Source organism: Thalassotalea euphylliae (assembly GCF_003390335.1).
Lineage (GTDB): Bacteria > Pseudomonadota > Gammaproteobacteria > Enterobacterales > Alteromonadaceae > Thalassotalea_F > Thalassotalea_F euphylliae_B.
Map to the genome: position 1 here is coordinate 4420164 of NZ_QUOU01000001.1, position 24429 is coordinate 4444592.

General features: G+C 45.3%; 21 protein-coding genes. 7 read left to right on the forward strand and 14 right to left on the reverse strand.

Going from position 1 to position 24429, the window contains the following annotated elements; genetic code table 11:
• Positions 1 to 79: 79 nt before the first annotated feature.
• A complete protein-coding gene (locus tag DXX93_RS19215) occupies positions 80 to 1903 on the reverse strand; it encodes an alkaline phosphatase (protein WP_116009519.1) in 1824 nt (607 codons plus the stop codon).
• 10 nt (positions 1904 to 1913) lie between these two features.
• Positions 1914 to 3494, reverse strand: coding sequence for an alkaline phosphatase (locus DXX93_RS19220; RefSeq protein ID WP_116009520.1), 1581 nt, complete (start codon positions 3492 to 3494; stop codon positions 1914 to 1916).
• A 294-nt stretch (positions 3495 to 3788) separates the two neighbouring features.
• On the opposite strand from DXX93_RS19220, the gene DXX93_RS19225 reads away from it, so the two are divergent.
• Complete coding sequence (locus DXX93_RS19225) at positions 3789 to 4280, forward strand: acyl-CoA thioesterase (protein ID WP_116009521.1); 492 nt, start codon at positions 3789 to 3791, stop codon at positions 4278 to 4280.
• Between the two features lie 33 nt (positions 4281 to 4313).
• Here DXX93_RS19225 and DXX93_RS19230 read toward each other — a convergent pair whose 3' ends face one another.
• Positions 4314 to 5141: a hypothetical protein gene (locus tag DXX93_RS19230; protein ID WP_116009522.1), complete on the reverse strand. Its 828-nt coding sequence runs from the start codon at positions 5139 to 5141 to the stop codon at positions 4314 to 4316.
• Between the two features lie 371 nt (positions 5142 to 5512).
• On the opposite strand from DXX93_RS19230, the gene DXX93_RS19235 reads away from it, so the two are divergent.
• Together DXX93_RS19235 and DXX93_RS19240 are read left to right on the forward strand one after the other, a co-directional pair.
• Positions 5513 to 6778 (forward strand): S1 family peptidase, encoded by a 1266-nt coding sequence (locus DXX93_RS19235; RefSeq protein WP_116009523.1) that lies wholly within the window; start codon positions 5513 to 5515, stop codon positions 6776 to 6778.
• Positions 6769 to 7734, forward strand: a complete 966-nt coding sequence (locus DXX93_RS19240; protein ID WP_116009524.1) for an FHA domain-containing protein — start codon at positions 6769 to 6771, stop codon at positions 7732 to 7734. The genes DXX93_RS19235 and DXX93_RS19240 overlap by 10 nt, the downstream gene beginning before the upstream one ends.
• A 158-nt stretch (positions 7735 to 7892) precedes the next feature.
• Here DXX93_RS19240 and trpS read toward each other — a convergent pair whose 3' ends face one another.
• Positions 7893 to 8897 (reverse strand): tryptophan--tRNA ligase, encoded by a 1005-nt coding sequence (trpS, locus tag DXX93_RS19245; RefSeq protein ID WP_116009525.1) that lies wholly within the window; start codon positions 8895 to 8897, stop codon positions 7893 to 7895.
• A 59-nt stretch (positions 8898 to 8956) separates the two neighbouring features.
• Complete coding sequence (rpe, locus tag DXX93_RS19250) at positions 8957 to 9634, reverse strand: ribulose-phosphate 3-epimerase (protein WP_116009526.1); 678 nt, start codon at positions 9632 to 9634, stop codon at positions 8957 to 8959.
• Between the two features lie 286 nt (positions 9635 to 9920).
• Between rpe and DXX93_RS19255 the strand changes: the two genes are divergently transcribed.
• Both DXX93_RS19255 and DXX93_RS19260 read left to right on the forward strand, forming a co-directional pair.
• Positions 9921 to 10580 carry a TorF family putative porin gene (locus DXX93_RS19255; protein ID WP_116009527.1) on the forward strand — a complete coding sequence of 220 codons (660 nt, stop codon included), beginning with the start codon at positions 9921 to 9923 and terminating at the stop codon, positions 10578 to 10580.
• A 160-nt stretch (positions 10581 to 10740) separates the two neighbouring features.
• Complete coding sequence (locus DXX93_RS19260; RefSeq protein ID WP_116009528.1) at positions 10741 to 10944, forward strand: DUF2970 domain-containing protein; 204 nt, start codon at positions 10741 to 10743, stop codon at positions 10942 to 10944.
• A 275-nt stretch (positions 10945 to 11219) separates the two neighbouring features.
• Here DXX93_RS19260 and DXX93_RS19265 read toward each other — a convergent pair whose 3' ends face one another.
• The 9 genes from DXX93_RS19265 to DXX93_RS19305 form a co-directional block, all read right to left on the reverse strand.
• Complete coding sequence (locus DXX93_RS19265) at positions 11220 to 12041, reverse strand: Dam family site-specific DNA-(adenine-N6)-methyltransferase (RefSeq protein ID WP_116009529.1); 822 nt, start codon at positions 12039 to 12041, stop codon at positions 11220 to 11222.
• An 81-nt stretch (positions 12042 to 12122) separates the two neighbouring features.
• Positions 12123 to 13583: an ATP-binding protein gene (locus DXX93_RS19270; protein WP_116009530.1), complete on the reverse strand. Its 1461-nt coding sequence runs from the start codon at positions 13581 to 13583 to the stop codon at positions 12123 to 12125.
• A 300-nt stretch (positions 13584 to 13883) separates the two neighbouring features.
• Positions 13884 to 14951, reverse strand: coding sequence for a 3-dehydroquinate synthase (aroB, locus tag DXX93_RS19275; RefSeq protein WP_116009531.1), 1068 nt, complete (start codon positions 14949 to 14951; stop codon positions 13884 to 13886).
• The gene (aroK, locus tag DXX93_RS19280; RefSeq protein ID WP_116009532.1) at positions 14951 to 15469 is read right to left on the reverse strand and encodes a shikimate kinase AroK; all 519 of its coding nucleotides are present in this window, start codon (positions 15467 to 15469) and stop codon (positions 14951 to 14953) included. The genes aroB and aroK overlap by 1 nt, the downstream gene beginning before the upstream one ends.
• Before the next feature lie 151 nt (positions 15470 to 15620).
• Positions 15621 to 17681, reverse strand: a complete 2061-nt coding sequence (locus tag DXX93_RS19285) for a type IV pilus secretin PilQ (protein WP_116009533.1) — start codon at positions 17679 to 17681, stop codon at positions 15621 to 15623.
• Positions 17682 to 17692: 11 nt separating this feature from the next.
• Positions 17693 to 18217: a pilus assembly protein PilP gene (locus DXX93_RS19290; protein ID WP_116009534.1), complete on the reverse strand. Its 525-nt coding sequence runs from the start codon at positions 18215 to 18217 to the stop codon at positions 17693 to 17695.
• On the reverse strand, positions 18217 to 18822 hold the full coding sequence (locus tag DXX93_RS19295) for a type 4a pilus biogenesis protein PilO (protein WP_116009535.1): 606 nt from the start codon (positions 18820 to 18822) through the stop codon (positions 18217 to 18219). Before DXX93_RS19295 ends, DXX93_RS19290 begins: the two co-directional genes overlap by 1 nt.
• Entirely contained in the window at positions 18822 to 19412 is a 591-nt protein-coding gene (locus tag DXX93_RS19300) for a PilN domain-containing protein (protein WP_116009536.1), read from the reverse strand. The genes DXX93_RS19295 and DXX93_RS19300 overlap by 1 nt, the downstream gene beginning before the upstream one ends.
• Positions 19400 to 20479 (reverse strand): pilus assembly protein PilM, encoded by a 1080-nt coding sequence (locus tag DXX93_RS19305; protein ID WP_116009537.1) that lies wholly within the window; start codon positions 20477 to 20479, stop codon positions 19400 to 19402. Before DXX93_RS19305 ends, DXX93_RS19300 begins: the two co-directional genes overlap by 13 nt.
• A 128-nt stretch (positions 20480 to 20607) precedes the next feature.
• Between DXX93_RS19305 and DXX93_RS19310 the strand changes: the two genes are divergently transcribed.
• Both DXX93_RS19310 and DXX93_RS19315 read left to right on the forward strand, forming a co-directional pair.
• Positions 20608 to 23190: a penicillin-binding protein 1A gene (locus DXX93_RS19310; protein ID WP_258872720.1), complete on the forward strand. Its 2583-nt coding sequence runs from the start codon at positions 20608 to 20610 to the stop codon at positions 23188 to 23190.
• A gap of 353 nt (positions 23191 to 23543) precedes the next feature.
• The gene (locus DXX93_RS19315) at positions 23544 to 24428 is read left to right on the forward strand and encodes a kinase (protein ID WP_116009538.1); all 885 of its coding nucleotides are present in this window, start codon (positions 23544 to 23546) and stop codon (positions 24426 to 24428) included.
• The last annotated feature ends 1 nt before the right edge of the window (position 24429 follow it).

Sequence of the window (24429 nt, forward strand, 5' to 3'; positions counted from 1 at the left end):
TGCGGGAGGCGAAGCTCGCCTCCCGTATCCTTTTATTTTGCTTTTACATTAATTTTGTATAGCTGAGCGAGCTGACAGCTTATTCAAGCGCACTGTCAGCTTGATTTACAAAGTCAGCGGCGTGATTCATCACGTGGAAAATCAAGCTTTGCTCGTTTGTCCCCGTCACTAAATGCGCGCCTGGCCCCATAGCATAGACACCAACATCTTCGCCTGCGTGCGTTTCAGAGCTCAGCGGGATTAGTGCTTCCTGATGGAACCCCGAAGACTCAGTGCTCACAGTCGTTAAGTCTTGGCGGTCGTTGACTATGTCCATACCGTAGGCGACATCAGCATTGGTTTCGTTACCGAGATTTTTGAAGCCTCGGCCATTGGTGTAACCAACCGTAGTGTAAGGTAAGCCATCCGCCGCTAAGCTCGGCTCTTCACTGCCAACACTCACCACTTTGCCTAGAATTGGGTTACCGCGCTTGGGATAACCCGCAATGGTAAAGACATGGCTATGATCGGCCGTGACGATAATTAAAGTGTCTTCTGGGTTTGTTGCTTTTACTGCGGCATCAACCGCTTTGGCAAATTCAATGGTATCCGTTAAGGCATTGTAAGCACTGCCAGCATGGTGACCATGATCGATACGCCCCGATTCAACCATTAAGAAAAAACCATCGTCGTTGTTAGCTAACATATCAATCGCTTTGGCGGTCATTTGTGTTAACGATGGCTCACCTAACGCGTCTTCATTGCGGTTTGCTTCATAACGCATATGAGATTCGTTAAATAACCCAAGCACGCGCTCAGTGGTTGCCGGATTGATCGCATCAAACCCTGCTTGGTCAATAACATACTGACCCGCTGTGTATTTTGCCTGCCATTCAGCCGTTAAATCGCGGCCATCGGTGCGATCGCCCTCAACACTGCTGACTGCATCGGCGGTGTTGAACGCGGCGTCTTTTGGCAGGAAGTGACGGCGACCACCGCCAAACATCACTTCAATACCGTCAACATCTAAGCCGGCGAAACGTGCTTCGAGATTAGTTTCAAAGTTAACTAATTGCGCAGCTATATCTTGGCAACCTGCCGCCACCGCCTCTGCTGGCATATCCGACACATCTTCCCAATTGCGATCGGCAGATTTGGCATAGGTAGCTGCTGGCGTTGCATGGGTGATTCGCGCGGTTGAAATAACGCCCGTTGATTTACCCGCAATTTCAGCCATCTCCAGTGCGGTAACCAACTCTTGGCTTGATACCGATGAACAATCGCCACGAGAGACACCCTCTGCGACGCCAATTACGCCGACATCGGTTTTCACGCCAGACATCATCGCGGTCATAGTACCTGCCGAGTCAGGAGTTTGTGCATCAACATTGTAGGTTTTTGCAAAACCTGAATACGGGAATTTGTCGAAACTTAATTCGTATTCTTCGCCATCTAAACCTGCTTGCTGCCCCGCCATAATGCGCGCTGCCGTAATGGTTGAAATGCCCAACCCGTCACCGACAAATAAGATCACGTTTTTCGCTTGGCCCTTCGCTATTTCAATCGCCTCAGCGCGGCTTTGCGCGATTTCTACTCGACGCTTAGCTTGGCTAAACCAGGTATTTGTGCTGGTAACCTCAGCTGCACCGCCAGTCACGTTGGTAATTGTTGGTGAACAGACAAACTCAGTGGCGTCAACTTCACCCGATTCAAGCGTGTTGTTGCCGTTATCATCTAAGCCAGAATCAATTTGCACACCACCGTTTAAACAGTTGGCGTTGCCGACAGCCAAAGGCGTTTGCACCACTAAGCTATTTAAGCCATTGGCGCCATCAGCCCCGTTTGTACCATCTCGGCCGTCGTCACCATCACAGCCTGCTAAGGCGACCAAAATTGACAACGATAAAAGTTTCAAAGTTTTCATGTCACTACTCCTAGTCGTTTAACAAGCCAAGTGCTTGATTGATTAAATGAAAGACCACGTTTTGCTCAACTACGCCCTGCGCTAAATGCGCGCCAGGGCCTTTCGCATGTAGTGAAATATCTTCACCGGCGTGGGTTTCTGAACTCAGTGGAATAGTGGTTTCTTGGTGAAAACCAGGCGTAGTAGTGTCAACCGCAGTAATGTCTTTGCGACCAGCATTGGGGTCAATACCGTAAATTGCATCGGCGTTAGTTTCGCTGCCTAAATCAGCAAAACCACGGCCATTAGTGTAACCCAGTGTCGTGTATGGCATACCGTCAGAAGCCAAGCTTGGCTCGTCACTCCCAACAGCAACAACTTTGCCTAAAATGGGGTTACCGCGCTTAGGATATCCCGCGATGGTAAACACATGGCTGTGATCCGCAGTTACCAGAATTAAGGTATCTTCTGGGTTGGTGGCATCGGCAGCCGCTTGTACCGCTTTAGCAAATTCAACAGTGTCATTAAGGGCATTGTACGCATTACCGGCGTGATGACCGTGATCAATACGACCTGATTCCACGACTAAGAGGTAACCTTTGTCGTTGTTATCCAAAATATCAATCGCTTTGCTCGTCATTTCTGACAACGATGGCTCACCGGCAATATCATTAGCGCGATCGGCTTCGTATTGCATATGTGATTCGTTAAACAAGCCAAGTACCTTGGTCGCTGTTGCAGGGTCGATAGCATCAAACCCCGCCTTGTCCATCACATAAGCACCATGTTCATAAGTTGCTTGCCACTCTGCCGTGAGATCGCGACTATCGGTGCGATCACCTTCGACTTCACTACGGGCATCGGCACTATTGAAGGCAGCGTCTTTTGGTAAGAAATGGCGACGACCGCCGCCCATGGCAACTTCGATACCATCGACATCAATCCCGGGAAAACGCATTTCTAGGTTTTTTTCAAAATTAACAAGCTGTGAAGCAATATCTTCACAGCCGCCAGCAGCGGCTGCCTCTGGCATATCTGATACGTCTTCCCAGTTGCGGTCTGCCGATTTTGCATAGGTCGCCGCAGGTGTTGCATGGGTAATTCGCGCCGTAGAGATAACCCCCGTTGATAAGCCGCGAATTTCAGCAAGCTCAACGGCACTGACCAGTTCATTACCTTTCACCGTCGCGCAATTACCGCGTTCGATGTCTTCATCGACACCAATCACACCGACATCCGTTTTTACCCCGGAAATCATTGCGGTCATGGTGCCTGCTGAATCCGGTGTTTGTGCGTCGACATTGTAGGTTTTCACTTGTGCTGAATAGGGGAATGTTTCGAATGACAGGTAGCCCTCTTCCCCTGATTGGCCAGCCATTTGTCCTTGTAAAATACGCGCCGCCGTTAAGGTAGAAATCCCCATGCCATCACCAACGAACAAAATGACATTTTTCGCTTTGTCTTTGGTGTTTTGTTGAAGCTTGGTATTGATCACTTGCTCTGCATTGCTGTACCACGCACTTGATTTTTGTATCTCTGGTAGCACGGCAGCGTGTGCGCTCGTGGCTAAGAGCGAAGCTATTAGCGAGCGAAGCATCCATCGAGAGTACATATCTCGTTCCTCTGAAGTTTGTTATATGTTTGAAGTTGCTTTTAGGGGCTATGTGTTGGCCTATTTAGACGTTTTTATGAATCTCGCCCCAGCAGCCAACCGAATATAAGAGAGAAAAATGACAGTTACGTGGCGCCTTCATGACTGGCGTATGAACAATTGTTTACACAACATTTATGGTTGTCCTCTGACTGTCATACCTATGGGTAACCGTGAGTAAGCATTGCAATTAACGCGCAACTAGCAGATTATCGGCTATCATTGACTCCAAATTAGGCATAAATAGGGCTATTTATGACGACTGATAACACAACAAGTAACACCGTTGAATTTCGTTTTCTCGCTGAACCAACCGACGTAAATTTTGGCGGAAAAGTGCATGGTGGAATGGTGATGAAATGGATTGACCAAGCTTCTTATGCTTGTGCTGCACAGTGGAGTAAGCACTATTGCGTCACCGTATCCGCAAATGCTATTCGCTTTATTCGCCCTATTTTAGTGGGACAGTTAATTAGCCTTACGGCGCGCATTGTGCACACGGGTAAATCGAGCATGCATATCTATGTGGTCGTCAAAGCGGGTGATCCAAAAACAGGTAAGCAAGCGGTCACTAATCGCTGTTTTATCACCTTTATGGCGGTTGACGATACGGGTTACCCCACACCCGTTCCGGCATACACGGCACAAACAGAAGAAGATAAGCAATTAGAAAAAGTGGCCATTCAAGCGAAAGACTTTGCCAAAAAACTCGACAGTGAGTTTGAGGATAAATTAGGGTGGAAATAACACCACCCTAAAAATGATAAGCCGAGTCGGTATTTATTTTTGGCGACGTACCAGCATAGCCAATGGCAGTAATAACATTAACCAAGTGGCAGGTAGTGGCACTGCGGTTGTGGACTGATTATTAAGTGAGCCAGCTGATGCTGCGGTTAATCCCGAGGTGTCTAAAAAGCTAAGCGACAGTGTATTCCAACCATCTGCTTCACCACCATAAGCGCGAGCTGATACCGAAGTAATCACATAAAAAGACTGACCATTATCAATATCAAACGACAAGCGGCCAGGCATATTGACATCTGCACCGGAAGATATAAATTCACTGTCGTTGCCACCAGGCTCTAAATCGCCACCAAATTCAAAGTAGAGCGAAGCAAAATCAGGGTACCATTCCAGGCTATCACCAATTAATACACCAACATCTGCACGCAGTTGTAAATAATTACGCGAACTAAACTCAGTAATTGAACCATGCAAATTGTAATCTAAGTCGATGGTGTGATTATCAGCGCCTTCATAAGTAAAACGCTGTACGCCAAACGCATTGGCCGTGCCACGACTGCCAAACTCTGAACTGGCAAACACTTTTAATGTTGGCAAGTAACCAGAGCCGGATAAATCAGCATATGCTCTGCCGTAACCGTAAAGGTCATGTTCCAATGTTGCTGTTGTTTGATGCTCTCCACCGTCATTTTCCCCGGCGAATCTACCGCCGTTTGCACTCGTACAACTTCCTGCACTGCAGTTACTTGCACTACCAGCGTTCGCTTGAACGCCCCACCCTTGAATAAGCGATGCCGATACATGCTGAGAAAAAGTTAGAAACGAAAAGAGAAACGCGAGTCCTAGTTTTTGTTTTTTAAGCATTTACTGCTCCTTGCTGCTTGATAAGACAACCGACAATCAGCAAAGGTCATACCAGAGAAAACATTTCATTTAATTTCAACCACTTATAAAAGCACATTTGAACAAAAAATTTTCATCTGTAAAGAATGCAGACAATTAACTGTATGCTTTTCAACCATTTATTTGATATTTGTTTAATCAGCTGAGTAAAAAATGGCAGTCATCGATTTACCGCGGCTTTGACTCAAAACTCGCGTTTGCTTCGTATGCTCAATAATCTCCACAACACGTTTGCGGCTAAAACGGTGATTTATCGTTTTTTTCGTTTAAAAGCTGTTGGTTACTATAAATACTTGGCACAATGAGACTATCTTTAAGTAACGGAAGTATTAATGAAGGTATTAATTACACTGCTGTTTATTGTCAGCCCGCTATTTTCTCTGACTAAGCTGTACGCTGCTGAGCAGGCAGGCACAATATTCAAACAGCTTGCCCCCTCGCTCTACCAAATTCGACTGATTGATAAGGCGAGCGGTGAAAAATCCACTATCGGCTCGGGCTTTCAAATCACAGCTGATGGCTTAATTGCGACCAATTACCATGTTATTTCCGGCCACGCACAATACCCAGAAAAGTATCAAATTCAGTATTTGGATCACCAAGGAAATAAAGGGCAACTAACATTAGCCAGTGTTGATGTGATCAATGATTTAGCGCTGGTCAAACGAGCAGTTTCAGCGCCCATGTCATTTTTTTCCATTGCCGAGCAAGCACCAACGAAAGGCGAAAAACTTTTCTCACTAGGTAACCCTCACGATCTGGGCATGATTGTCGTGCCAGGTACTTACAATGGCCTCAAGAAAGAGTCATTTATTGATAAAATCCATTTTACGGGTTCAGTGAATTCTGGGATGAGTGGTGGCCCTGTGGTCAATAAAACAGAGCAAGTCGTGGGTGTAAACGTTGCAACTTCAGGCAATCAGATTGGCTTTTTAGTGCCGCATGACAAGCTGGCCAAATTGTTTCATGACTACCAACAAGCGGCACCTGAGACGATAGAGCAACAAATGGCGGAGCAACTGACCGCCAATCAGCAAGCCATGGTAGAGACATTACTGACCAGCAAATGGCACAAAAAAATGTTAGGCAACGGCATTATTCCAACCATTGATGTCCCTTTTATTCGTTGTTGGGGGGAATCAAATGCCGACAAGCAAGACGCGTTAATTTATTCGGCGATGGCCAATTGCGCGATGGATGAAGATACCTTTATCGACAACAACTTTTTTACCGGCGGTATTGAAATGCAATTTCAATACATGGAAACCAATAAAATTAGTGACTTGAAGTTCTATCACTTATATCAGCGACAAATCGCTCGCGCGGCGGCGAATAACAAAGCCACCAAAGACGATGTCACAGAGTTCGCGTGTCATCACGATATTGTGATGCCGTCTTCTAACCTAATTAACAACAAAAGTATTTTGTGCACACGAAATTACAAAAAGTTTCCAGACTTATACGACGTACTTTATTTGGGACTATCAGTGGATAAAAATACCCAAGCGCTGATCAGTCACTTCACCATTGCGGGTGTTGAAAAAGCAATGGCATTGGCCTTTACCAAGCAGTTTATGGAGTCAGTGTCATGGAAATAATCGTCGAAGAGCTGAGTAAAGGGCACAAGTTAATTGGTCGCCACAAATACAATAACGGCTCAGTAAAAGTGGGTAGAGCCTATAACAATGACATTATTGTGAGTGACCCCCATGTTTGCCCTCAACATTTATCCATCAACTACGATGGTGAGCATTGGATCGTCACCGATCACGATAGCCTCAATGGCTCTTTTCTTGGACAAAGTAAAACGGTTGCCAATGGTCATATCGTAAAATCAGGTGACGTTATTGCACTGGGCAACAGCCAAATACGCTTGGTGTTTCCTGATCACCCAGTATCGGCTAGTGTACCTTTTAGCGCGTTTGAAACTTTAATCAACTTGGCTCGTAACCCATTGGTTATCGTTGTCAGCATTATGCTGTTTACCTTAGCTTCTGGCTGGTTAACTTATTTGGATAAAGGAAAAGAAGTTAACTTTACCCAGCTTTTGGTACCTGCTATTGGTATGGCATTGGTCTTTTCTATCTGGCCGGCACTTGTGTCTATGGTGTCGCACTTAACCAAAAACGATGCCAGAGTACTGCACCAAATCGGCACTTGTTTTGTGTTTTTCTTGCTACTGATGTTAACCGACATAGTGCAAGCCTTGGTGAACTTCAACACCTCAGGTAATTGGCCTGTTGCGTGGTTAACTTACCTACTGCCCATTGCTGTTGCCTTTACCATGTTTTGGCTAAATTGCTATATCGGCTTCCATATGAGCGATCGCCGCCGCCTTGCAACAGCCGCCAGTTTAACCCTAATTTTCTTCGGTGGTAGCGCGCTCATTCACTTTAGTAAGCAACCTGAATTTAATCCGCGGCCACAATATGACGCGACGATTATGCCGCCAAACTTCTTGTTATCTGCCAGCAGTGACGTTGATGAGTTTTTAACCGATGCTGAAAAATTATTTGAGAAAACCCGGCAGCAATCACTTAAAGCACAAAAGTAGTGGTGCCCTAATACCTGATTTAGCGAAGCTAATTTGGATTAAAGTAGAAAAGTAGTAAAACAAAAAAGCGAGTAAGGTTATCTCAATGGCAACCTTCACTCGCTTTTTTAATGCTTTGTTATCACGACAACCGTAACATCGCACGGTTGTTATCGCTGCTAAGGCTTAGCAACAAACCCTATTGCATCATAAACACTCGTTAATACTTTGCTTGCGTGAGCAGAAGCTTTCTCAGCGCCGTCACGCATCACTTGGTTTAAGAATGTTTGGTCTTCGCGGTATTCTTGGTAACGCGCTTGAATTGGCTCTAATAGTGCAACCACAGCTTGAGCAACATCACCTTTAAGGTGACCATACATTTTGTCTTCGTATTCTGGCACTAAACTTTCAACTGACTTACCTGTTGCACAAGATAATAGTGACAGCAAGTTAGACACACCCGGTTTTTCAGCAACATCGAAGTAAATACGCGCTTGCTCGTCAGAATCTGTTACGGCACGTTTGATTTTCTTAGTGATTTTCTTAGTGTCTTCTAACAAGCCAATAAAGTTGTTGGCATTGTCGTCTGATTTTGACATTTTCTTGAGAGGATCTTGCAAACTCATAATGCGGGCACCAAATTCCGGAATATGTGGATCAGGTACCGTAAAGATATCACCGTATAAGTTATTAAAGCGGGTGGCGACATCGCGAGCCAGCTCTAAGTGTTGCTTTTGATCATCGCCGACAGGCACGCGATCAGCATTGTAAAGCAAAATATCAGCAGCCATTAACACTGGATACGTAAACAAGCCAGAGTTCATATTCGCTTCAGACTTTTGTGACTTGTCCTTGTATTGGGTCATCCGGTTTAGCTCGCCCATTTGGGTATAACAATTTAGTACCCAGCTCAGCTGTGCGTGCTCTGGCACGTGCGACTGAATAAAAATGGTGCTCTTTTGTGGATCAACACCACAGGCAAGGTACAAAGCTAAGCCATCTAATGTCGCCTTTCTAAGCGCAGCAGGGTCAGGACGAACGGTAATTGCATGCTGATCGACAAGCATGTAATAGCACTCATGATCATCTTGCATACCAACCCACTGCTTGAGTGCGCCTAGGTAGTTGCCTATCGTCAATTCGCCAGATGGCTGACAGCCACTTAATACAATTGGTTTACTCATTTTGCTCTCTATAACTTAAATTACTTTGACTTGCTGACTCATTACTGCCAGATAGCTTTTTACTTTCGCTCGACAGCAGCCAGTTCTGCACGCATCTGTTCAATGACAGTGCGATAATCTGGCTGTGAAAATATTGCCGAGCCTGCAACGAACATATCGGCACCTGCAGCGGCAATCTCAGCGATATTATCGACTTTTACGCCACCATCAATTTCTAATCGTATATCACGTCCGCTTTCGATAATGCGTTGCTTAACCAAACGCAACTTGTCTAATGTCGTCGGGATAAAAGACTGCCCACCAAAACCCGGATTAACAGACATCAACAAGATGACATCTAATCGCTCCATAACGTGATCAAGCACGTTCAGTGGCGTTGCGGGGTTCAAAACAAGGCCGGCCTTACAGCCATTGTCTTTGATCAACTGCAAGGTGCGGTCAACGTGATCGCTGGCTTCTGGATGAAAAGTAATAATATCAGCACCCGCTTTCGCAAAGGCTGGCACTAAACTATCAACGGGTTTCACCATTAAGTGCACATCAATTGGTGCAGTGATGCCGTAGTCGCGAAGTGACTGGCAGACCATAGGGCCAAAGGTCAAATTAGGCACGTAATGATTGTCCATCACGTCGAAATGAACCACATCAGCACCAGCGCTAAGTACACGGGCGACATCATCACCAAGTCTGGCGAAATCAGCTGAGAGAATAGACGGTGCAATTAAAAATGAAGACATACTTTTACCCTAGCAGAAAATCAGCGCTACTTTACCTAATGCGCGTGCATTATTGAAGTGAAAGCCACCACAAACGTATACTTTTCATGCACTCATTTGGACACTCTTTCACTAGCGCTGCACTATTTGTGCGCAACAGCGTCAACCAGAATAAATGAAAGGAGATTCACAAAAACACTTAAACCCATGTTTTTAAATGCTTTAATTCAATTTTCAAGCAATTACTCAAATTAGGCATTTGGTTTGCACTGCTTTCAACAACAATAAAAACATAGAGAGTATACATATGAAAAAAGTACTAATGGGAATGGCGATTGCTTCGAGTTTAGCAACAATGATGTTTGTACCGAATCAAGCACAAGCAGCTGTCGAGGCTAATATTGGTGCCACAAGTAACTACTTGTGGCGTGGTGTCAGCCAAAGCGCTGATTCAGCATCTGTATCAGGTGGTATTGATTACAGCGATGATAGCGGCTTTTATGCTGGTACTTGGGTTGGCTCGCTCGGTGACGGCAATGGCGCAGAAACTGATTTTTACTTAGGGTTTGGCGGTGAGTCTGGCGATTTTGGCTACGATGTCGGCTACATCCTGTATCACTACGCAGACCTGGACGATGGTGATTTTGGCGAAGTTTACTTTAATGGTAGCTATGCAGATTTCAGCTTTGGCGTTGCTTACACAGTAAACAGCCAAGTGGACGACGGCTCTTTATTCGACACGGGTGATATCTACTACAGTGTGGGTTACGGTTTTGAAGTCGCGAAGGAATACAGTGTCGGCCTAACCTACGGTTACTATGATTTCGACGCTGGCAGCGATAGCGACTATGGTCACTTACAAGTCGATATTAGCAAAGGCGACTTTACCTTCAGTGTCTCTAGAGCAGATGAAGATTCTGGTGACGACGATACTAAATTCGTTGTTAGCTGGGGCACTACTTTTTAATCAAAGATAAAGAGTAAGCATCTCTCAGGCACCTACAAAAACTCATGTAGGTGCCAACCAACTCCCTTAACACTCCCGCCTTCTCAGGGCACTTATTGTCATTTTTTGAGCGCTTCTGCATACTTAACGTCAAACTCATCGCTCAGATGTGAGTGACAAGATGGAAAATCGTGAAGATAAATTAACCTGGTGGCAGACCTTAAAAAGTGTTGGCGCTGCATTTTTTGGGGTGCAAAGTAGCACAAATCATCAACAAGATTTCAGCAAAGGAAAACCAATTCAGTTCATTCTTGTTGGGCTATTTGCTGTGGTGTTATTTGTTATGGGGCTAGTGTTGGCGGTCGCCTTAATAATGCCGAGTTAAGCGCGCCTAGTTCCAAGAAACACTGAGTATGACAGCAAGCGAAGCGCTGGATTAGCTAGCACGAAAAAACAACTAGCGCTATTTAACCTCAGGTTTGGATAAGAAATAGTGAATAATTAATTCAAATATTTGTGTTTATCGTTATCTTCTAGCAAGAGATTTTTGCTGATAGCAAGGCAAATTTGCGCGTCAATAGCTAGTCTATTGCAAGTAAATTTAACGCTGGTAGCAGTAAAAATAGCTGCTAGAAGCGCATTAGTTATCCAGAGCTGAGGTTATTTGTACAATGCCATCAACTCGCCGACTTTCTTGCGATTACTGGCTTTTTGGCTGATCGTTCTCGCAACATTTAATTTGCGGATGCGGTGTGCGTGTTCGTAGATTTTACGCGTCCAAATGGTGTCGTGATTACTGATCAAGACACTAGAGCCTTTGACTTGTGCGACCGTTTCTTCGGCAGCATTCGCCAAATCAGCTTGCTCATCTAAGCCAAAGCCATTGCCAGCATAAGACGTAAAACTCGCCGTTTTACTGAGTGGTACATACGGTGGATCGCAATAAATGACATCCCCTTGCTGGGCTCTGGCAAAAGTATCCCGATAGTTTTCACACACAAAAGTCGCTCGTTGCGCTTTCTCAGCGAAAAGCTGGAGTTCTTTTTCGGGAAAATAAGGCTTCTTGTACTTGCCAAAAGGCACGTTGTAACCGCCTGACTTATTGTAGCGACACAAACCATTGTAGCCATGGCGGTTTAAATAAAGGAATAGCAGTGAGCGCTGGTAGATATCGTCAGTTTCATTAAAGGTTTTGCGCAAGTCATAATAAGCATCGGCCTGATTATTTTGCTCTACAAACAATTTAGCAGCGTCAGTAATATATTGCTCTGGCGTATCTTTAAGAATTTGATACAGATTAATCAAATCGCGGTTGATATCGTTTAAGATATAGCGTGAAAAATTGCTATTTAAGAAAACAGACCCTGCACCAACAAAAGGTTCAATTAAGCATTCGCCTTTGGGGAGCATTTTGTTGATGACATCACACAAGGTATATTTGCCACCTGCCCATTTTAAAAATGCTCTATTTTTATTGGTCATTCAGCCAACAATTCCACTACTACCATTAAATCGACTGGGGATTGTAGCTCGAATGGCGCTCAAGACCAATGTTTTTTGGGCTTAACGGCTCACCGCCGCCATTTCCTTTTGCACGGTTGCCGTCGACTTGATCCAAATACCAGCTTGCTGCAATGCTTCGTCCAGCGCAGCCATCGCCAACACAGCTTGGTCGCGCTGTATATAGGTCTTCGAGGTAATGACCAAATAAGGCTGGCTGTTAAGCATACGCGTGTAATACTGGTAATCAGTGAGCTGATAGCGCTGTGCAAATGAGCGTGCCAATTCACTGGGTTGCTTGCCACTTTTTAACGCTTGCTGTAGCGCTAAGTTCGCAAACTGAATGACAACGCCCTGTTGAGAAACATCAAATTGATGTGACGATTTTTGAGCTGCGGTTGCTAAACGATTGCGCTCATTGCCATCAGCAAACTCATTGCGCAAGGTGCTCACTTCCCGCTCGCTATGCTCAATATTCGCTGCGCTCGCCTGAGCTTTTTCCGCTGCCGCGACGCTACCAGAAGGCAAAGCCTGCTGAGTAGGGTGTGATTGAGTAAAACTCGCTTGAGCAGGCTTGTCATCAACAGCAGCAAGTGCTGTTAATACGTCAACTGGTGCAGCCGCTGGCTCAGGTGCTACGCTTTGTTCTGCTAGAATGGCTTGCAGAATGTCCTGAGGGCTTGCTGGTACTGCACTTATATCGGCATTGCTATCTGATAAGCTTTTTCCATTCGCCAACACAACAGTATCTGCATCACTCGCGTTTGTTTCGCTAGCCTCTTTCGTGGGGGTTGAGCGATTTGACTCAGCAGAGGTCGTCGTTGGTTCAGCAAGCTTGCTGAACGACATAGCATCCCGTTGATAGAGAAAATAAAGCGTCACAAAAGTCAGCGCCAATAACGCAACGAGCGCGATTACCAGCTTGTTAAAAGGGGTTAGCGCAAGAAAGGTAACTTGTGACTTAAAGAGCTCCGCATTGGCCGACAACAACTGGCCGTTGGCCGCTGAGATCATCGAAAGCTTTTTATTAAACAAGCTGTAGTTGGTTGTGATTAACTTACCTAACGCTGGTTGACCAAGCAGCACAACCGCAATTTCACGACCAGATTTTTTAGCAAGCTCCGAAAGCAGTGTTAATTCATGGACAATTTGCAGTGATAAGTGGTGTGCCTGTTCAATAACAATGGCAATCGGGAGTTGCTGATTAATATAGTGTTCAATAACGCTTTGCGTGAGCGATATTTCGGGGTCAAACGCCTCCCCCGGAAATAGCTGTTCATTGATACGAGCGCGAATCTGAACGTCATTGAGTTTGCTAGAGACAGGAACAAGTGCGGCGTTGGTTTGTTCAGAAAGCGAGGCTAAAAAGGTGCCAGCAATAGAGCCAAAACCAGATTGCTGGTCATCGAGTACAACAACGGTGTGGCGAGAAAACTTTAAGATGTAGTCAATGCGAGCATTGGTGCTAATTGACATCACATTCTTATCCGTTGTTGGGTTGTCACTGGTTGCTAAAGCCATCATGGAGCCATCCGAACTGAATCACCTCAGTTATTATACCCATGCTGCTTCAAGATGCTTGACTTCAGCGCTATCACAGGGGCTCAATATCAAGGCGCAGCTTGCAGGAATGGTTACTCCCTTTTAATAAGCTGCAACGCTGAGAGTGAGTTCCTGTGAAGCGCCCAAAGGGTTGGTTTATAAGCGATTTATGCTGCGTTATTGATTTTGACAAGGGAACGACCATTCTCTGCAATCAATGCCTTACCTAAACCACTTCTAATTCCAACTGAAACAAGCACTTTGAAATAGCATGGGTATCTATTAATCCAAAAGTTGCTTTAGCTCCTCAATCGTCACATCACCCACAACCTCACTACGGCCAATGCCAGTTGGGAGGACAAAACGCAGTTGACCAGCGACATTTTTCTTATCTCGCTTCATGTGCTTGAGATAGGCATCTAATCCCATGTCCTCAGGAGAAGCTGTCGGTAAGTCAAAGTAAGCAATTAACTGCTCAATGCGACGTAGTTCTGACGCTAATAGCAAGCCTCGTTCTACAGAAAGTGAAGAAGCAATTACCATACCAGCGGCCACTGCTTCACCGTGTAACCAAACGCCATATCCTTGCTCTGCTTCGATAGCGTGACCAAAGGTATGACCAAGGTTTAGCAAGGCTCGCTTGCCTGCTTCTTTCTCATCTTCGGCAACAATATCGGCTTTACATTGACAGCAGCGAGCAATCACTTGCTGCAACAATTCAGGGTCTTGCGCTTTGATGCCTACTTTGTGCTCTTCTAACCAAGAGAAAAACGCTGCGTCGCCTAAAATACCATATTTAATGACTTCGGCCATACCCGCTGCAAATTCGCGCGGCGGTAATGTCTGTAACGTTGTTAAATCAATTAGCACGGCATTGGGCTGATAAAAAGCACCGACCATGTTTTTACCTAACGGATGGTTGATCGCGGTTTTTCCGCCTACTGAAGAATCGACTTGTGATAGCAAAGTCGTCGGTACTTGAATAAAGTCAACACCCCGTTGATAACAAGCTGCCGCAAAGCCGGTAATATCACCAATAACACCACCGCCCAGTGCGATGAGTGTCGAGTCACGACCGTGTCCCTGCTCTAAGAGATGACTCATAATACGATCAAAATTTGCAAGGTTCTTTTCTTGCTCACCATCAGGTAACACTAGGTAGTCGACTTGAAAGTCGCTTAACGCAGACAGCAGTTGCTGGCCGTATAATGGAAACACTATATCGTTAGAAACGATACAAACGCGCTTTGATTTGATGTGTTGAGCAAGTGAACCGCTCTGCTCAAGAAGTCCGGGCGCAATATAAATCGGGTAACTACGCTCACCCAGCTCAACACGTAAGGAAGTCATTAGAAATCTAAACGTTCAACAATTTTGTGGGCAACAACTTTGGCACTTTGATCGTCTGTTTGAACGATAACATCAGCAATCTCTTCATACAGAGGGTTGCGTTCAACGGCCAAGTTCTCTAACACAACACGAGGGTCTTCCGATGTTTGAAGTAGTGGACGACGACGATCACGCTGTGTACGTGCAACTTGCTTATCAATGGTCGTTTCCAAATAAACCACAATACCACGCGCTGATAAACGATTTCTCACTTGTGAGCTAATCACAGACCCGCCACCAGTCGCTAACACAATACCTTGCATTTCAGTAAGGTCATCAATGACAGTTTCTTCTCTTTTACGAAAGCCTTCTTCGCCTTCTAAGTCAAAAACCCAAGAGATGTCAGCCCCTGTACGACGTTCAATTTCTTGATCTGAATCGAAAAACTCTAAGTGAAGCTTATCTGCTAATTCTCGACCGATAGTGCTTTTACCAGCGCCCATCGGGCCTACTAGGAAAATATTACGTTTTTCTGCCATTAGACTTACTTAATTCTCGTAAAAAATAGTGTGAATAGGTAAGAGGAAACTCCTCTCAAAAATTTCAAGGGCGTAATTATCGCAATTGTTGGCGGGAGAATGCAAGTAAGTGACTAAAAATTACGCCACTTACTTGATTTATTAGGGCTTTTTAGAAGTGTTCTGTGACAATACGCGGCGTTACGAATATCAACAACTCTTTCTTTTCATTGAAATTATTGGTATTTCTAAACATCCAACCAAAATACGGGATATCACCAAGTACAGGCACTTTAGATACCGCACTAATAATAGATTGCTGGTAAACACCACCTAATACGATTGTTTCACCATTTTTAACAAGAACCTGCGTACCAATGCGCTGTGTGTCAATTGCTGGCGCTTGGCCAGCGGTAATATCAGACACGGTATCTTGGGTAACCCCTAAATCTAAGATGATATTGTCGTCAGGTGTTATTTGTGGTGTCACCGTCAAACTTAATACCGCTTTCTTGAACTGGGTCGACGTTGCACCACTTGAAGCGGCTTCTTGATACGGAATTTCAACACCTTGCTCAATAAAGGCTTCTTTTTGGTTTGCCGTGGTAATGCGTGGGCTGGCGATGATTTCGCCTTTGTTTTCTTGCTCTAAAGCACTTAATTCTAAATCTAATATAGTGCCATCTGCTAAACGCGCAATTTGAAATGCAATACTGCCAGCCGGGTTACCAACAGGTAGATTCACGTTCAAGCGATCAGCAATATCTGGCGTCACGCCGTTACCGGCAGAGTTGGCACCCGTCAAGCTACCCGCGGTCGAGTATTCGCCATCGGTGTCTGTGACCCCCCAGCGAATGCCTAACTGCTCATTAATGTCATCGGTAACTGTAACCATACGCGCTTCAATCACCACTTGGCGAACGGGAATGTCTAAGATATCAATCATACGCTTGATATCTTCAATGCTCTTGGCCGTATCGCGAACAAGCAAGGTATTCGTGCGCTCATCAACTGACACTGTGCCACGCAAAGATAAAATACTGTTTTCTTTATTCTTAATTAAGCCCGCCAGCTCTGATGCTTTAGCATAGTTAATTTGCAAGTATTCTGAATAAAGTGGTGCAAGTTCCTCAACTTGTTGTTGTGCTTGCAGGTTCTTGGCTTCGCGCGCCGCTAGTTCATCACTTGGCGCAACCATCAAGATATTACCCTGCATACGTTTATCTAGACCTTTCACTTTTAAGATAATGTCTAAAGCTTGATCCCAAGGCACACCGTCTAAACGCAGCGTGATATTACCTGTGACAGTATCGCTGGTAATCAAATTGAACTCGTTATAGTCAGCAATAATTTGCAGCACAGTGCGCACCGAAATGTCTTGGAAGTTAAGCGCAATGGTACGCCCGCTAAAGTCTTCTTCTGCACCTAAGTAACCCACCGGTTTTTCTTGCTTGCGAACGTTCACTATGAAGACATTTTCTTGCTGATCGTGCTCAAACGTAAAGTTACCGTCCACTTCAATCGCCAGTTTAGCATTGCGACCTTCGCGGAAAGTCTCTATGCCAGTGACTATGGTGGCGAAATCCGTCACATCTAGTTTGTAAAGCATGTCTTCAAAGATTTGCGTGTTGTAGAACTCCACCACGACCTTGCCCAGTTGATCCGAGACGTCAGCAGCAACAACGCTGTCACCAAGCTCAATAATCACTTGACCTTCGCCTTGGGTTTCACCACGGCGGAAATCAATGGCTTGTACCTTGTTAATGAATTCTTCGCCGGCTGGTGCTACCCGCTCTACAACTTCTGCGGCCTTGCCATAGGTTACCGTAATGGCGTATTGGTCACCTTCAATCGCAACATCAAAGACAGAAAGCTTGTCTAAGTTAATCGTCGCGACCATATCGCCATCAACGCGACTAATGTCAATGGTTTCAACACCTGCGTGGTCAACAATCGTTTCAGCGTAATCATCGTCAAACGTTGGGCTACCGAAATTCACTTCAATTGTCGCAGGGTTAACCGAGGTCTTTACGGGAGGTTGCCCGAGAATTTCCTCTGAGAACGAAAATACAACTTCGATTTGATCATTGTGAATGGTGTTGTATGCAATACCTATCAAGTCTGACGCGTGAGTAGCCGTCGAACAGAGGAGGTAAAAGCACATAGCAATAACAATTTTTATCCGCTGAGCAACGGCAAAAACCTTATTAATTATTGTTGTATTAAATAGCATCACTACTTCCTTTACCTTTGACTGTCCAGTTCTATCATTTCGATTTCGGTTTCACGTTCAACCCAACAGCCAGCGCCGTCTGGAGTCAACTCAATCACTTTTACGCTTTCGTTATCAACTTGAGTAATACGGCCATTGTATAAGCCAACGTAATTGCCTATCGATACGCGATGTAACGTACTATCTGATGCTTCCACTAAAGCCCAAGTGACACCACCTTCGCCGAGTGTGCCTCGCATCACAAGGTCACCCAACGCAAACTTTTCTAGTGGCTGTTTACGTCGACGTGGATCTGGGCTCAAACAACCCGATATTTGTTGAAGCTTTTCTTGAATAACCTCTGGTCGCGGTGCGACAAAAGGGCTTCTCAAATCTACCGCTGCATATTTGAAGTGGTTAAAGGTAGGCACTTCAGGCATTGGCTCGATATAGCTTTTGGCATTGGCCTTGACCTTAGCGATATGAATTTTTAAATCACTGGTGTCATCAAAACACCCCGTCAGTACCAAGAGTGAGAGTAAGGCTAACCTTTTCATTATTGACCGGCCTCCTGATAACGATATGTTTTCGCTTGCAGCTTCAAGTTAAGTGTTTCATTACTCACTTGCGCGATATCAATGGTGAAATCGTGAAGCGTTACGATCCGCGGTAAGCCAGCAATTTTACTGACAAAGCTACCAAATTCGTGGTATGCACCAAGCACTTCAATATCAATTGGTAACTCAATATATATCTCTTTAGTGATTTCCGGTTGCCAATTGAGTTTGACAAAATCTAAACCGCTGGTCGTACCAACAAAAGTAATATCATCCAGTAGACCCGGCGTTTCGTGACTTTCTGGTAAACTACGTAACTGGTTTGCGAAGATGCTCTCTGCCTCGACCATTTGCTGTTGGAACAACTCTAAGTTTGCGGCCACGTGATACTTAGACTCATACTCTTGCTTGAGTGTGATTTCTTCCGCTTGAACGCGGTCAAGCATAGTGATTTTATCGCTAACTAATGCAATATACGACAAGGCAGAAACCACGATAGCGGTGAAAATCGTCAGTACGATTTTGGCAGCAATAGGCCATTCGCCAATATTATCCAGTTCAAGGTTGTCAAACTGTTCGGCAAAGTTACGAAAATCAAATTCCATTACTTGCCTCCTTGAAATGCATTATCAACCGCAGCATCAAGGTTACCAACGAGACCTCTAATGGTAACGCGCATTTTAAAATCACTTAACAACTTGGTTGCTTCTTCATCGGTGATAATAGACTCAGGCGTTGCATCGGTGAATAAATCGGATAACTCAATTTCGCGAATCATGTTGGCTAAGTGGTTGTTTGATTCGCTTTTACCCGTTAGGTGAATGATGTTGCCTTGTTTTTCTAACTTAGTGAGATAAATACCGTTAGGAATAATTTTGGCAATTTCATCCAGTACTTGAGTACCCACATTACGACTGCGCTGCAGCTGTTCGATGACGCTGATACGCTTTTGCAATGCCTCTTTCTTTTCATTTAAGGTTTTAATCTCAGCAATGCGCACGTCGAGAATTTGAATTTCATTTTTTAAGAACTGATTACGAGTAACCTGCCCGTCAATTTGGGCTTGATAGTAACTGCTGATCGCAAAGACTATAAGAAACATAAAAAGCCCGACAAAGGCTAATATACTGACAAATTCTTTCTTTCTCGCCTGCTGCGCTTCTTCGCGCCAAGGCAGAAGGTTTATATATGCCACGGCGTAAAACTCCTTAACGCTAATCCCGCTGCAACCATCAATTGAGGCGCGACTTGTTCTAATTCAGTCGCATTGACATCACCGCCGAGTTCTAGCCCTTCAAATGGGTTGGCGACAACGGTGTAAATCCCCAACTCTTCCGTTAATAACTCTTGCACCCCTTCAACTAACGCTGTGCCGCCAGAGATAATTAAGTAGTCCACTTTTTCGTGGCCGCTTGAGGTTAAAAACATTTGAATGGCGCGGCGAATTTGCTGCACTAAGATAGTGTGAAATGGTGCAAGCACCTCGAAGCGATAGTTTGGCGGCAATTTACCTTTAACTTTTGCCGACTCAGCCTCTTCGAAAGATTGGTTGTAGTATGAAACAATTGAGCGTGTGTATTGCTCGCCACCGAATAACTGGTCTCGGCTGTAAACGTGTTCACCTTCGTTGGTGGCCGAAAACAAGGTCATCGTTGCACCAAGGTCGACCATGGCAACCATTTTCTTGGTGGCGTCGTCAGGCAGTTGTGCTAAGCATAGATCGAACGTTCGGCTAATAGAGTATGACTCCACATCAACCACTTTCGTTGAAAAACCACCCGCTTCAAGCGCTGCTACGCGAGCCTCTACCGATTCTGTTCGCGCAGCACTGAGCAAGACATTGATTTTACTTGGATCAGATTCATTAACCGCGAGCTTTTCAAAATCTAAGCTTACTTCATCAAGTGGGTATGGGATTAAGCTGTCAGCTTCTACTTCGATTTGCCCCGCTAACTCATCATCACTGAGCGCAACATCCATATAGATGACTTTGGTAATTACGGTTTGCCCAGATACGGCAACAGCAGCGAGTTTTACAGAGGAAGAAATTTGTTTGCGAACTTTGGCAATCACTTTGCCAACCGCTTCAATGTCTTGGATTTCGCGGTCAATAATAGCGCCGCGAGGCATAGGTTCAATTGCGTAGTCTTCTAAAGTATAGCCATCGTCTCCTTGACTCAATAGCACCGCCTTGACAGCATGGGAGCCGATATCGATCCCAACCATCATTGATGCTTTCTTTTTCCATAAGTTGCTTAGCATAACTTCCTACTAAATATATAGTTGTAATTATTTTAGTCATAATATACGCACAAATACATTTATTACATGGATTTACACGATATACTAGCCCTAACTTATAAAATTATGTCAATTTTCGAGCTTTTTCTGTGTTTTCATTTAAAAATTTGGCGAAAATCGCTGTAGCGCTAAGTGTGTTGGGTGTTGTTTCATTATTCGCCCTATATTTATCAATGAAAAACGACTTACCAAGCGTTGAATCTCTTAAAGATATGCGCTGGCAAACACCGATGCAGATATTCAGCCAAGACGGCAAACTGATCTCTCAGTTTGGTGAGAAAAAGCGCATCCCCCTCTCCTTAAATGAATTCCCAAAGCAGCTAGTAGACGCCATCTTAGCAACGGAAGATGACCGTTTTTATACGCACTTTGGCGTTGACCCGATTGGGGTCGGCCGCGCCGTATTTGGTAAACTTATCGGCCAAAGTAAAGGTGGCGCGAGTACCATCACAATGCAGGTCGCACGAAACTTTTTCCTAACGCGCGAAGTTACCTACACACGTAAAATACGGGAAGTTTTCCTCGCCTTTCACATCGAAAGTTTGCTCGGTAAAGACGAAATTTTAGAGCTTTACATGAACAAGATAGAGCTCGGCCATCGCGCTTTTGGCTTTGGCGCAGCAGCGCAGGTTTATTACGGTAAGCCAGTAAAAGAACTGACCTTACCACAAATTGCAGTACTAGCAGGCTTACCCAAAGCCCCTTCGACACTTAATCCAATCAGTCGACCTGAACGTGCTAAAAATCGACGCTCGGTTGTGCTACAACGCATGCTAGTCAGTGGCTATATATCAGAGCAGGATTATCAAACCGCTAAAGCTGCGCCCATTACAGCGAAAAAGCACGGGGCAGAAATTGCCTTAGATGCGCCTTACATCGCGGAAATGGCGCATCAAGAAATGATTGATCGCTTTGGCAAGGAAGAAGCCTACACTGGCGGCTACAAGGTTTACTTGACCATACCGTCGAATCTTCAGCGCGCAGCGCAGCACGCAGTTCAATCAAACCTATTGAGCTACGATGAACGTCATGGCTACCGCGGCCCAGTGAAAGCCCTTCGCCCGCGTTTAGACGAAGAAGAAAGCACCTTGTCTGAAGAGCAACTTGCCCAGCTCAACACACCACTCTCAGAAATTGAAATTCAAGAGGCATTTGCCGATGTGCCAAGTTATCAGAACTTACAGCCAGCGGTGGTCATCGGCGTATTTGAACAAAGCGCATTGGCCGTGCTTGAGTCGGGCAGCTCGATTGAATTGCCTTGGCAAGGATTATCTTGGGCACGCGAATTTATTAGCGACCAAAAACAAGGCCCGGCGCCTAAACTGGCAAGCGAAGTCGTCAATGTTGGCGATCTGATCTACGTCAGTAAAGCAGCAGGTGGTTATCGTTTAAGCCAACTACCGCAAGCAAGTAGCGCGCTGGTTGCACTATCAACAGATACTGGCGCAATTCAAGCGGTTGTGGGTGGTTTCAGCTTTAAACAAAGTCAATTCAATCGCGTCACCCAAGCAAAGCGACAAGTTGGCTCAAACATCAAACCCTTTGTCTACTCTGCGGCCCTAGAGAATGATCATACGTTAGCCACGCTCGTCAATGATGCGCCGATAAACCAATGGGACAGACGCTCTGGCGTGGTATGGCGACCGAAAAATTCACCTGCTGAATACAACGGTCCAATCCGGGTTAAACGTGCTTTGGCGCAATCAAAGAACGTGATCTCGGTGCGTTTACTCAGAGCCGTTGGCTTAGGAAAGATAATTGACCACCTTTCTGGCTTCGGCTTTATGCCAGATGAATTACCTGAAAACGAGTCACTGGCATTAGGCTCTGCTTCATTAACACCACTTGAAGTCGCGACAGGCTTCGCCACATTCGCCAATGGTGGCTATTTAGTTGAGCCTTATTTTATCGAGCGTATTGAGGATTCATTTGGCCATACTGTCTATCAAGCCAACCCGGCTCTCGCGTGCGAGTTACCCTGCGTTAAATTCGCCAATCCCGTTGCTCCGGATGTTATTCAATTCGAAGAGCCGAACGCTCAACCCTTATTAAGCCAAGCACCACATGAAAATGAAATGGCAGGTGAGCAACCTTTAGTGACTGCTGAGCGTGTGATCAGTGAACAGAATGCTTTTTTAATCACACAAGCGCTCAACAGTGCCATTTGGGGAGCTGATTGGTCTGTTACACCGGGTTGGCAAGGCACAGGTTGGCGTGCAAGAGCACTTAAACGCCGTGACATTGCGGGCAAAACCGGCACCACGAACGAAGCGAAAGATGCATGGTTTTCTGGTTACAGTCGACGCATTGTCGCGACCTCATGGATAGGCTTTGACGACCACACGAGAAACTTAGGTAAAACGCGCTACAACAACAATTTGGGTAAAAACCAAATTACAGGTACAGAAGCTGGTGCTAAATCTGCACAGCCCGCGTGGATCACCTTTATGAAAGCCGCACTCGCAGAGCAAGTTGTTGAGCCTTTTGAGCCACCTGAAAACATCGTTTCGGTGCGCATTGATAAACAGTCCGGCATGCTCACCACAAAAACCGATAAAAGTAGTATTTTTGAGTACTTCAGCATGGGAACCGCACCAACAGAATACATTAAGGTTGATGACAGTAGCGTTATTTTAGACGGTGAGGAAACCGCAGAGCAGGATATATTCTAGCTGCGTAATTTAATATCTCCGACATCAGCCAGAGTGTTCATTTGGCTTTTATGCAATACATGGGTGTTGAAGCTGCATGTTAACGCTATATAGTGAAGTAAAGGTAACTTGCCGCTCAGCGAGTATCTGCCTCGACACTATGACTAGCGATATGGCTAGAGAAAAGACGCCCCAATAAATAGCACCAAAACAGTGCTGCACCACAATGGTTCAAACGCTTACTGATTTGAGCCTTACCCATTTCAATAATACCAAGCTATCACACTGATTTTTATAGACAATAGTTTAAAACTAGTGTTTGGCACAAAGCTTGTTAGTATTACTATCATCCATTGACATTACTCAGGCTGCTAATGCTTACCTCTTTTATCGAGCAATCGGGATTGCCGACAACATTTGAGCAAACTGCACAGCAATGGTTCACGCCACTTGCCAAGCGAATAGCTGAGCAGTCCCGTCAGCAGCAAGCCCCTTTTACGTTGGGAATTAACGGCTGCCAAGGCTCTGGAAAATCAACGCTCGCGTCCTATTTACACCACTATTTGTCTGAGCAGGCGGAGCTATCAGTGGTTAACCTGTCGCTCGATGATTTCTATTTTGATCAAGCAACTCGTCAACAGCTTGCGCAGGCTGTTCACCCTATGCTGGCTACGCGTGGTGTGCCTGGCACTCATGATACTCGCTTGCTGGCTAGCACGCTCAAACAACTTATCAAGGGTGAACAAGTCCCGCTGCCAAGTTTCGACAAAGCACGAGACAACCCAACACAACCTTCACAATGGCCACTGTCGCCGCCGCGTGTTGACGTTATCATTATCGAAGGCTGGTGTTGGGGAGTCGGCGCGCAAAACCAACATCAGTTGCTTAAACCGATCAATACGCTTGAATCTACGCAAGATGATAAAGGCGTTTGGCGAAACTATGTCAACGACCAACTCGTTCAATATTATCAACCACTGTATAGTTTGATGGATAAGTGGCTGATGCTCAAAGCGCCTAGCTTCAAGTGCGTTGCCAATTGGCGGTGGCAACAAGAGCAGCAACTGGCAGCACAGCAAACTCTCACTAATACTAAAGCAATGCCCAGCAAGGTAATGAATCAGGCACAAGTAATGGCGTTTATCGCTTATTTTCAGCGCTTAACCGAGCACTCACTTACGACACTGCCAAAAGCTTGCGACTTAGTATTTGAGCTTGATGAGCATCGCACTATTACCAGCGCAATAGGAAATATTTAGC

Bases quoted from the DNA above. Each gene is read 5' to 3' on its own strand.
- DXX93_RS19215 (WP_116009519.1), bottom strand. From the start codon at position 1,903: ATGAAAACTTTGAAACTTTTATCGTTGTCAATTTTGGTCGCCTTAGCA.
- DXX93_RS19220 (WP_116009520.1), bottom strand. From the start codon at position 3,494: ATGTACTCTCGATGGATGCTTCGCTCGCTAATAGCTTCGCTCTTAGCC.
- DXX93_RS19225 (WP_116009521.1), top strand. From the start codon at position 3,789: ATGACGACTGATAACACAACAAGTAACACCGTTGAATTTCGTTTTCTC.
- DXX93_RS19230 (WP_116009522.1), bottom strand. From the start codon at position 5,141: ATGCTTAAAAAACAAAAACTAGGACTCGCGTTTCTCTTTTCGTTTCTA.
- DXX93_RS19235 (WP_116009523.1), top strand. From the start codon at position 5,513: ATGAAGGTATTAATTACACTGCTGTTTATTGTCAGCCCGCTATTTTCT.
- DXX93_RS19240 (WP_116009524.1), top strand. From the start codon at position 6,769: ATGGAAATAATCGTCGAAGAGCTGAGTAAAGGGCACAAGTTAATTGGT.
- trpS (WP_116009525.1), bottom strand. From the start codon at position 8,897: ATGAGTAAACCAATTGTATTAAGTGGCTGTCAGCCATCTGGCGAATTG.
- rpe (WP_116009526.1), bottom strand. From the start codon at position 9,634: ATGTCTTCATTTTTAATTGCACCGTCTATTCTCTCAGCTGATTTCGCC.
- DXX93_RS19255 (WP_116009527.1), top strand. From the start codon at position 9,921: ATGAAAAAAGTACTAATGGGAATGGCGATTGCTTCGAGTTTAGCAACA.
- DXX93_RS19260 (WP_116009528.1), top strand. From the start codon at position 10,741: ATGGAAAATCGTGAAGATAAATTAACCTGGTGGCAGACCTTAAAAAGT.
- DXX93_RS19265 (WP_116009529.1), bottom strand. From the start codon at position 12,041: ATGACCAATAAAAATAGAGCATTTTTAAAATGGGCAGGTGGCAAATAT.
- DXX93_RS19270 (WP_116009530.1), bottom strand. From the start codon at position 13,583: ATGATGGCTTTAGCAACCAGTGACAACCCAACAACGGATAAGAATGTG.
- aroB (WP_116009531.1), bottom strand. From the start codon at position 14,951: ATGACTTCCTTACGTGTTGAGCTGGGTGAGCGTAGTTACCCGATTTAT.
- aroK (WP_116009532.1), bottom strand. From the start codon at position 15,469: ATGGCAGAAAAACGTAATATTTTCCTAGTAGGCCCGATGGGCGCTGGT.
- DXX93_RS19285 (WP_116009533.1), bottom strand. From the start codon at position 17,681: ATGCTATTTAATACAACAATAATTAATAAGGTTTTTGCCGTTGCTCAG.
- DXX93_RS19290 (WP_116009534.1), bottom strand. From the start codon at position 18,217: ATGAAAAGGTTAGCCTTACTCTCACTCTTGGTACTGACGGGGTGTTTT.
- DXX93_RS19295 (WP_116009535.1), bottom strand. From the start codon at position 18,822: ATGGAATTTGATTTTCGTAACTTTGCCGAACAGTTTGACAACCTTGAA.
- DXX93_RS19305 (WP_116009537.1), bottom strand. From the start codon at position 20,479: ATGCTAAGCAACTTATGGAAAAAGAAAGCATCAATGATGGTTGGGATC.
- DXX93_RS19315 (WP_116009538.1), top strand. From the start codon at position 23,544: ATGCTTACCTCTTTTATCGAGCAATCGGGATTGCCGACAACATTTGAG.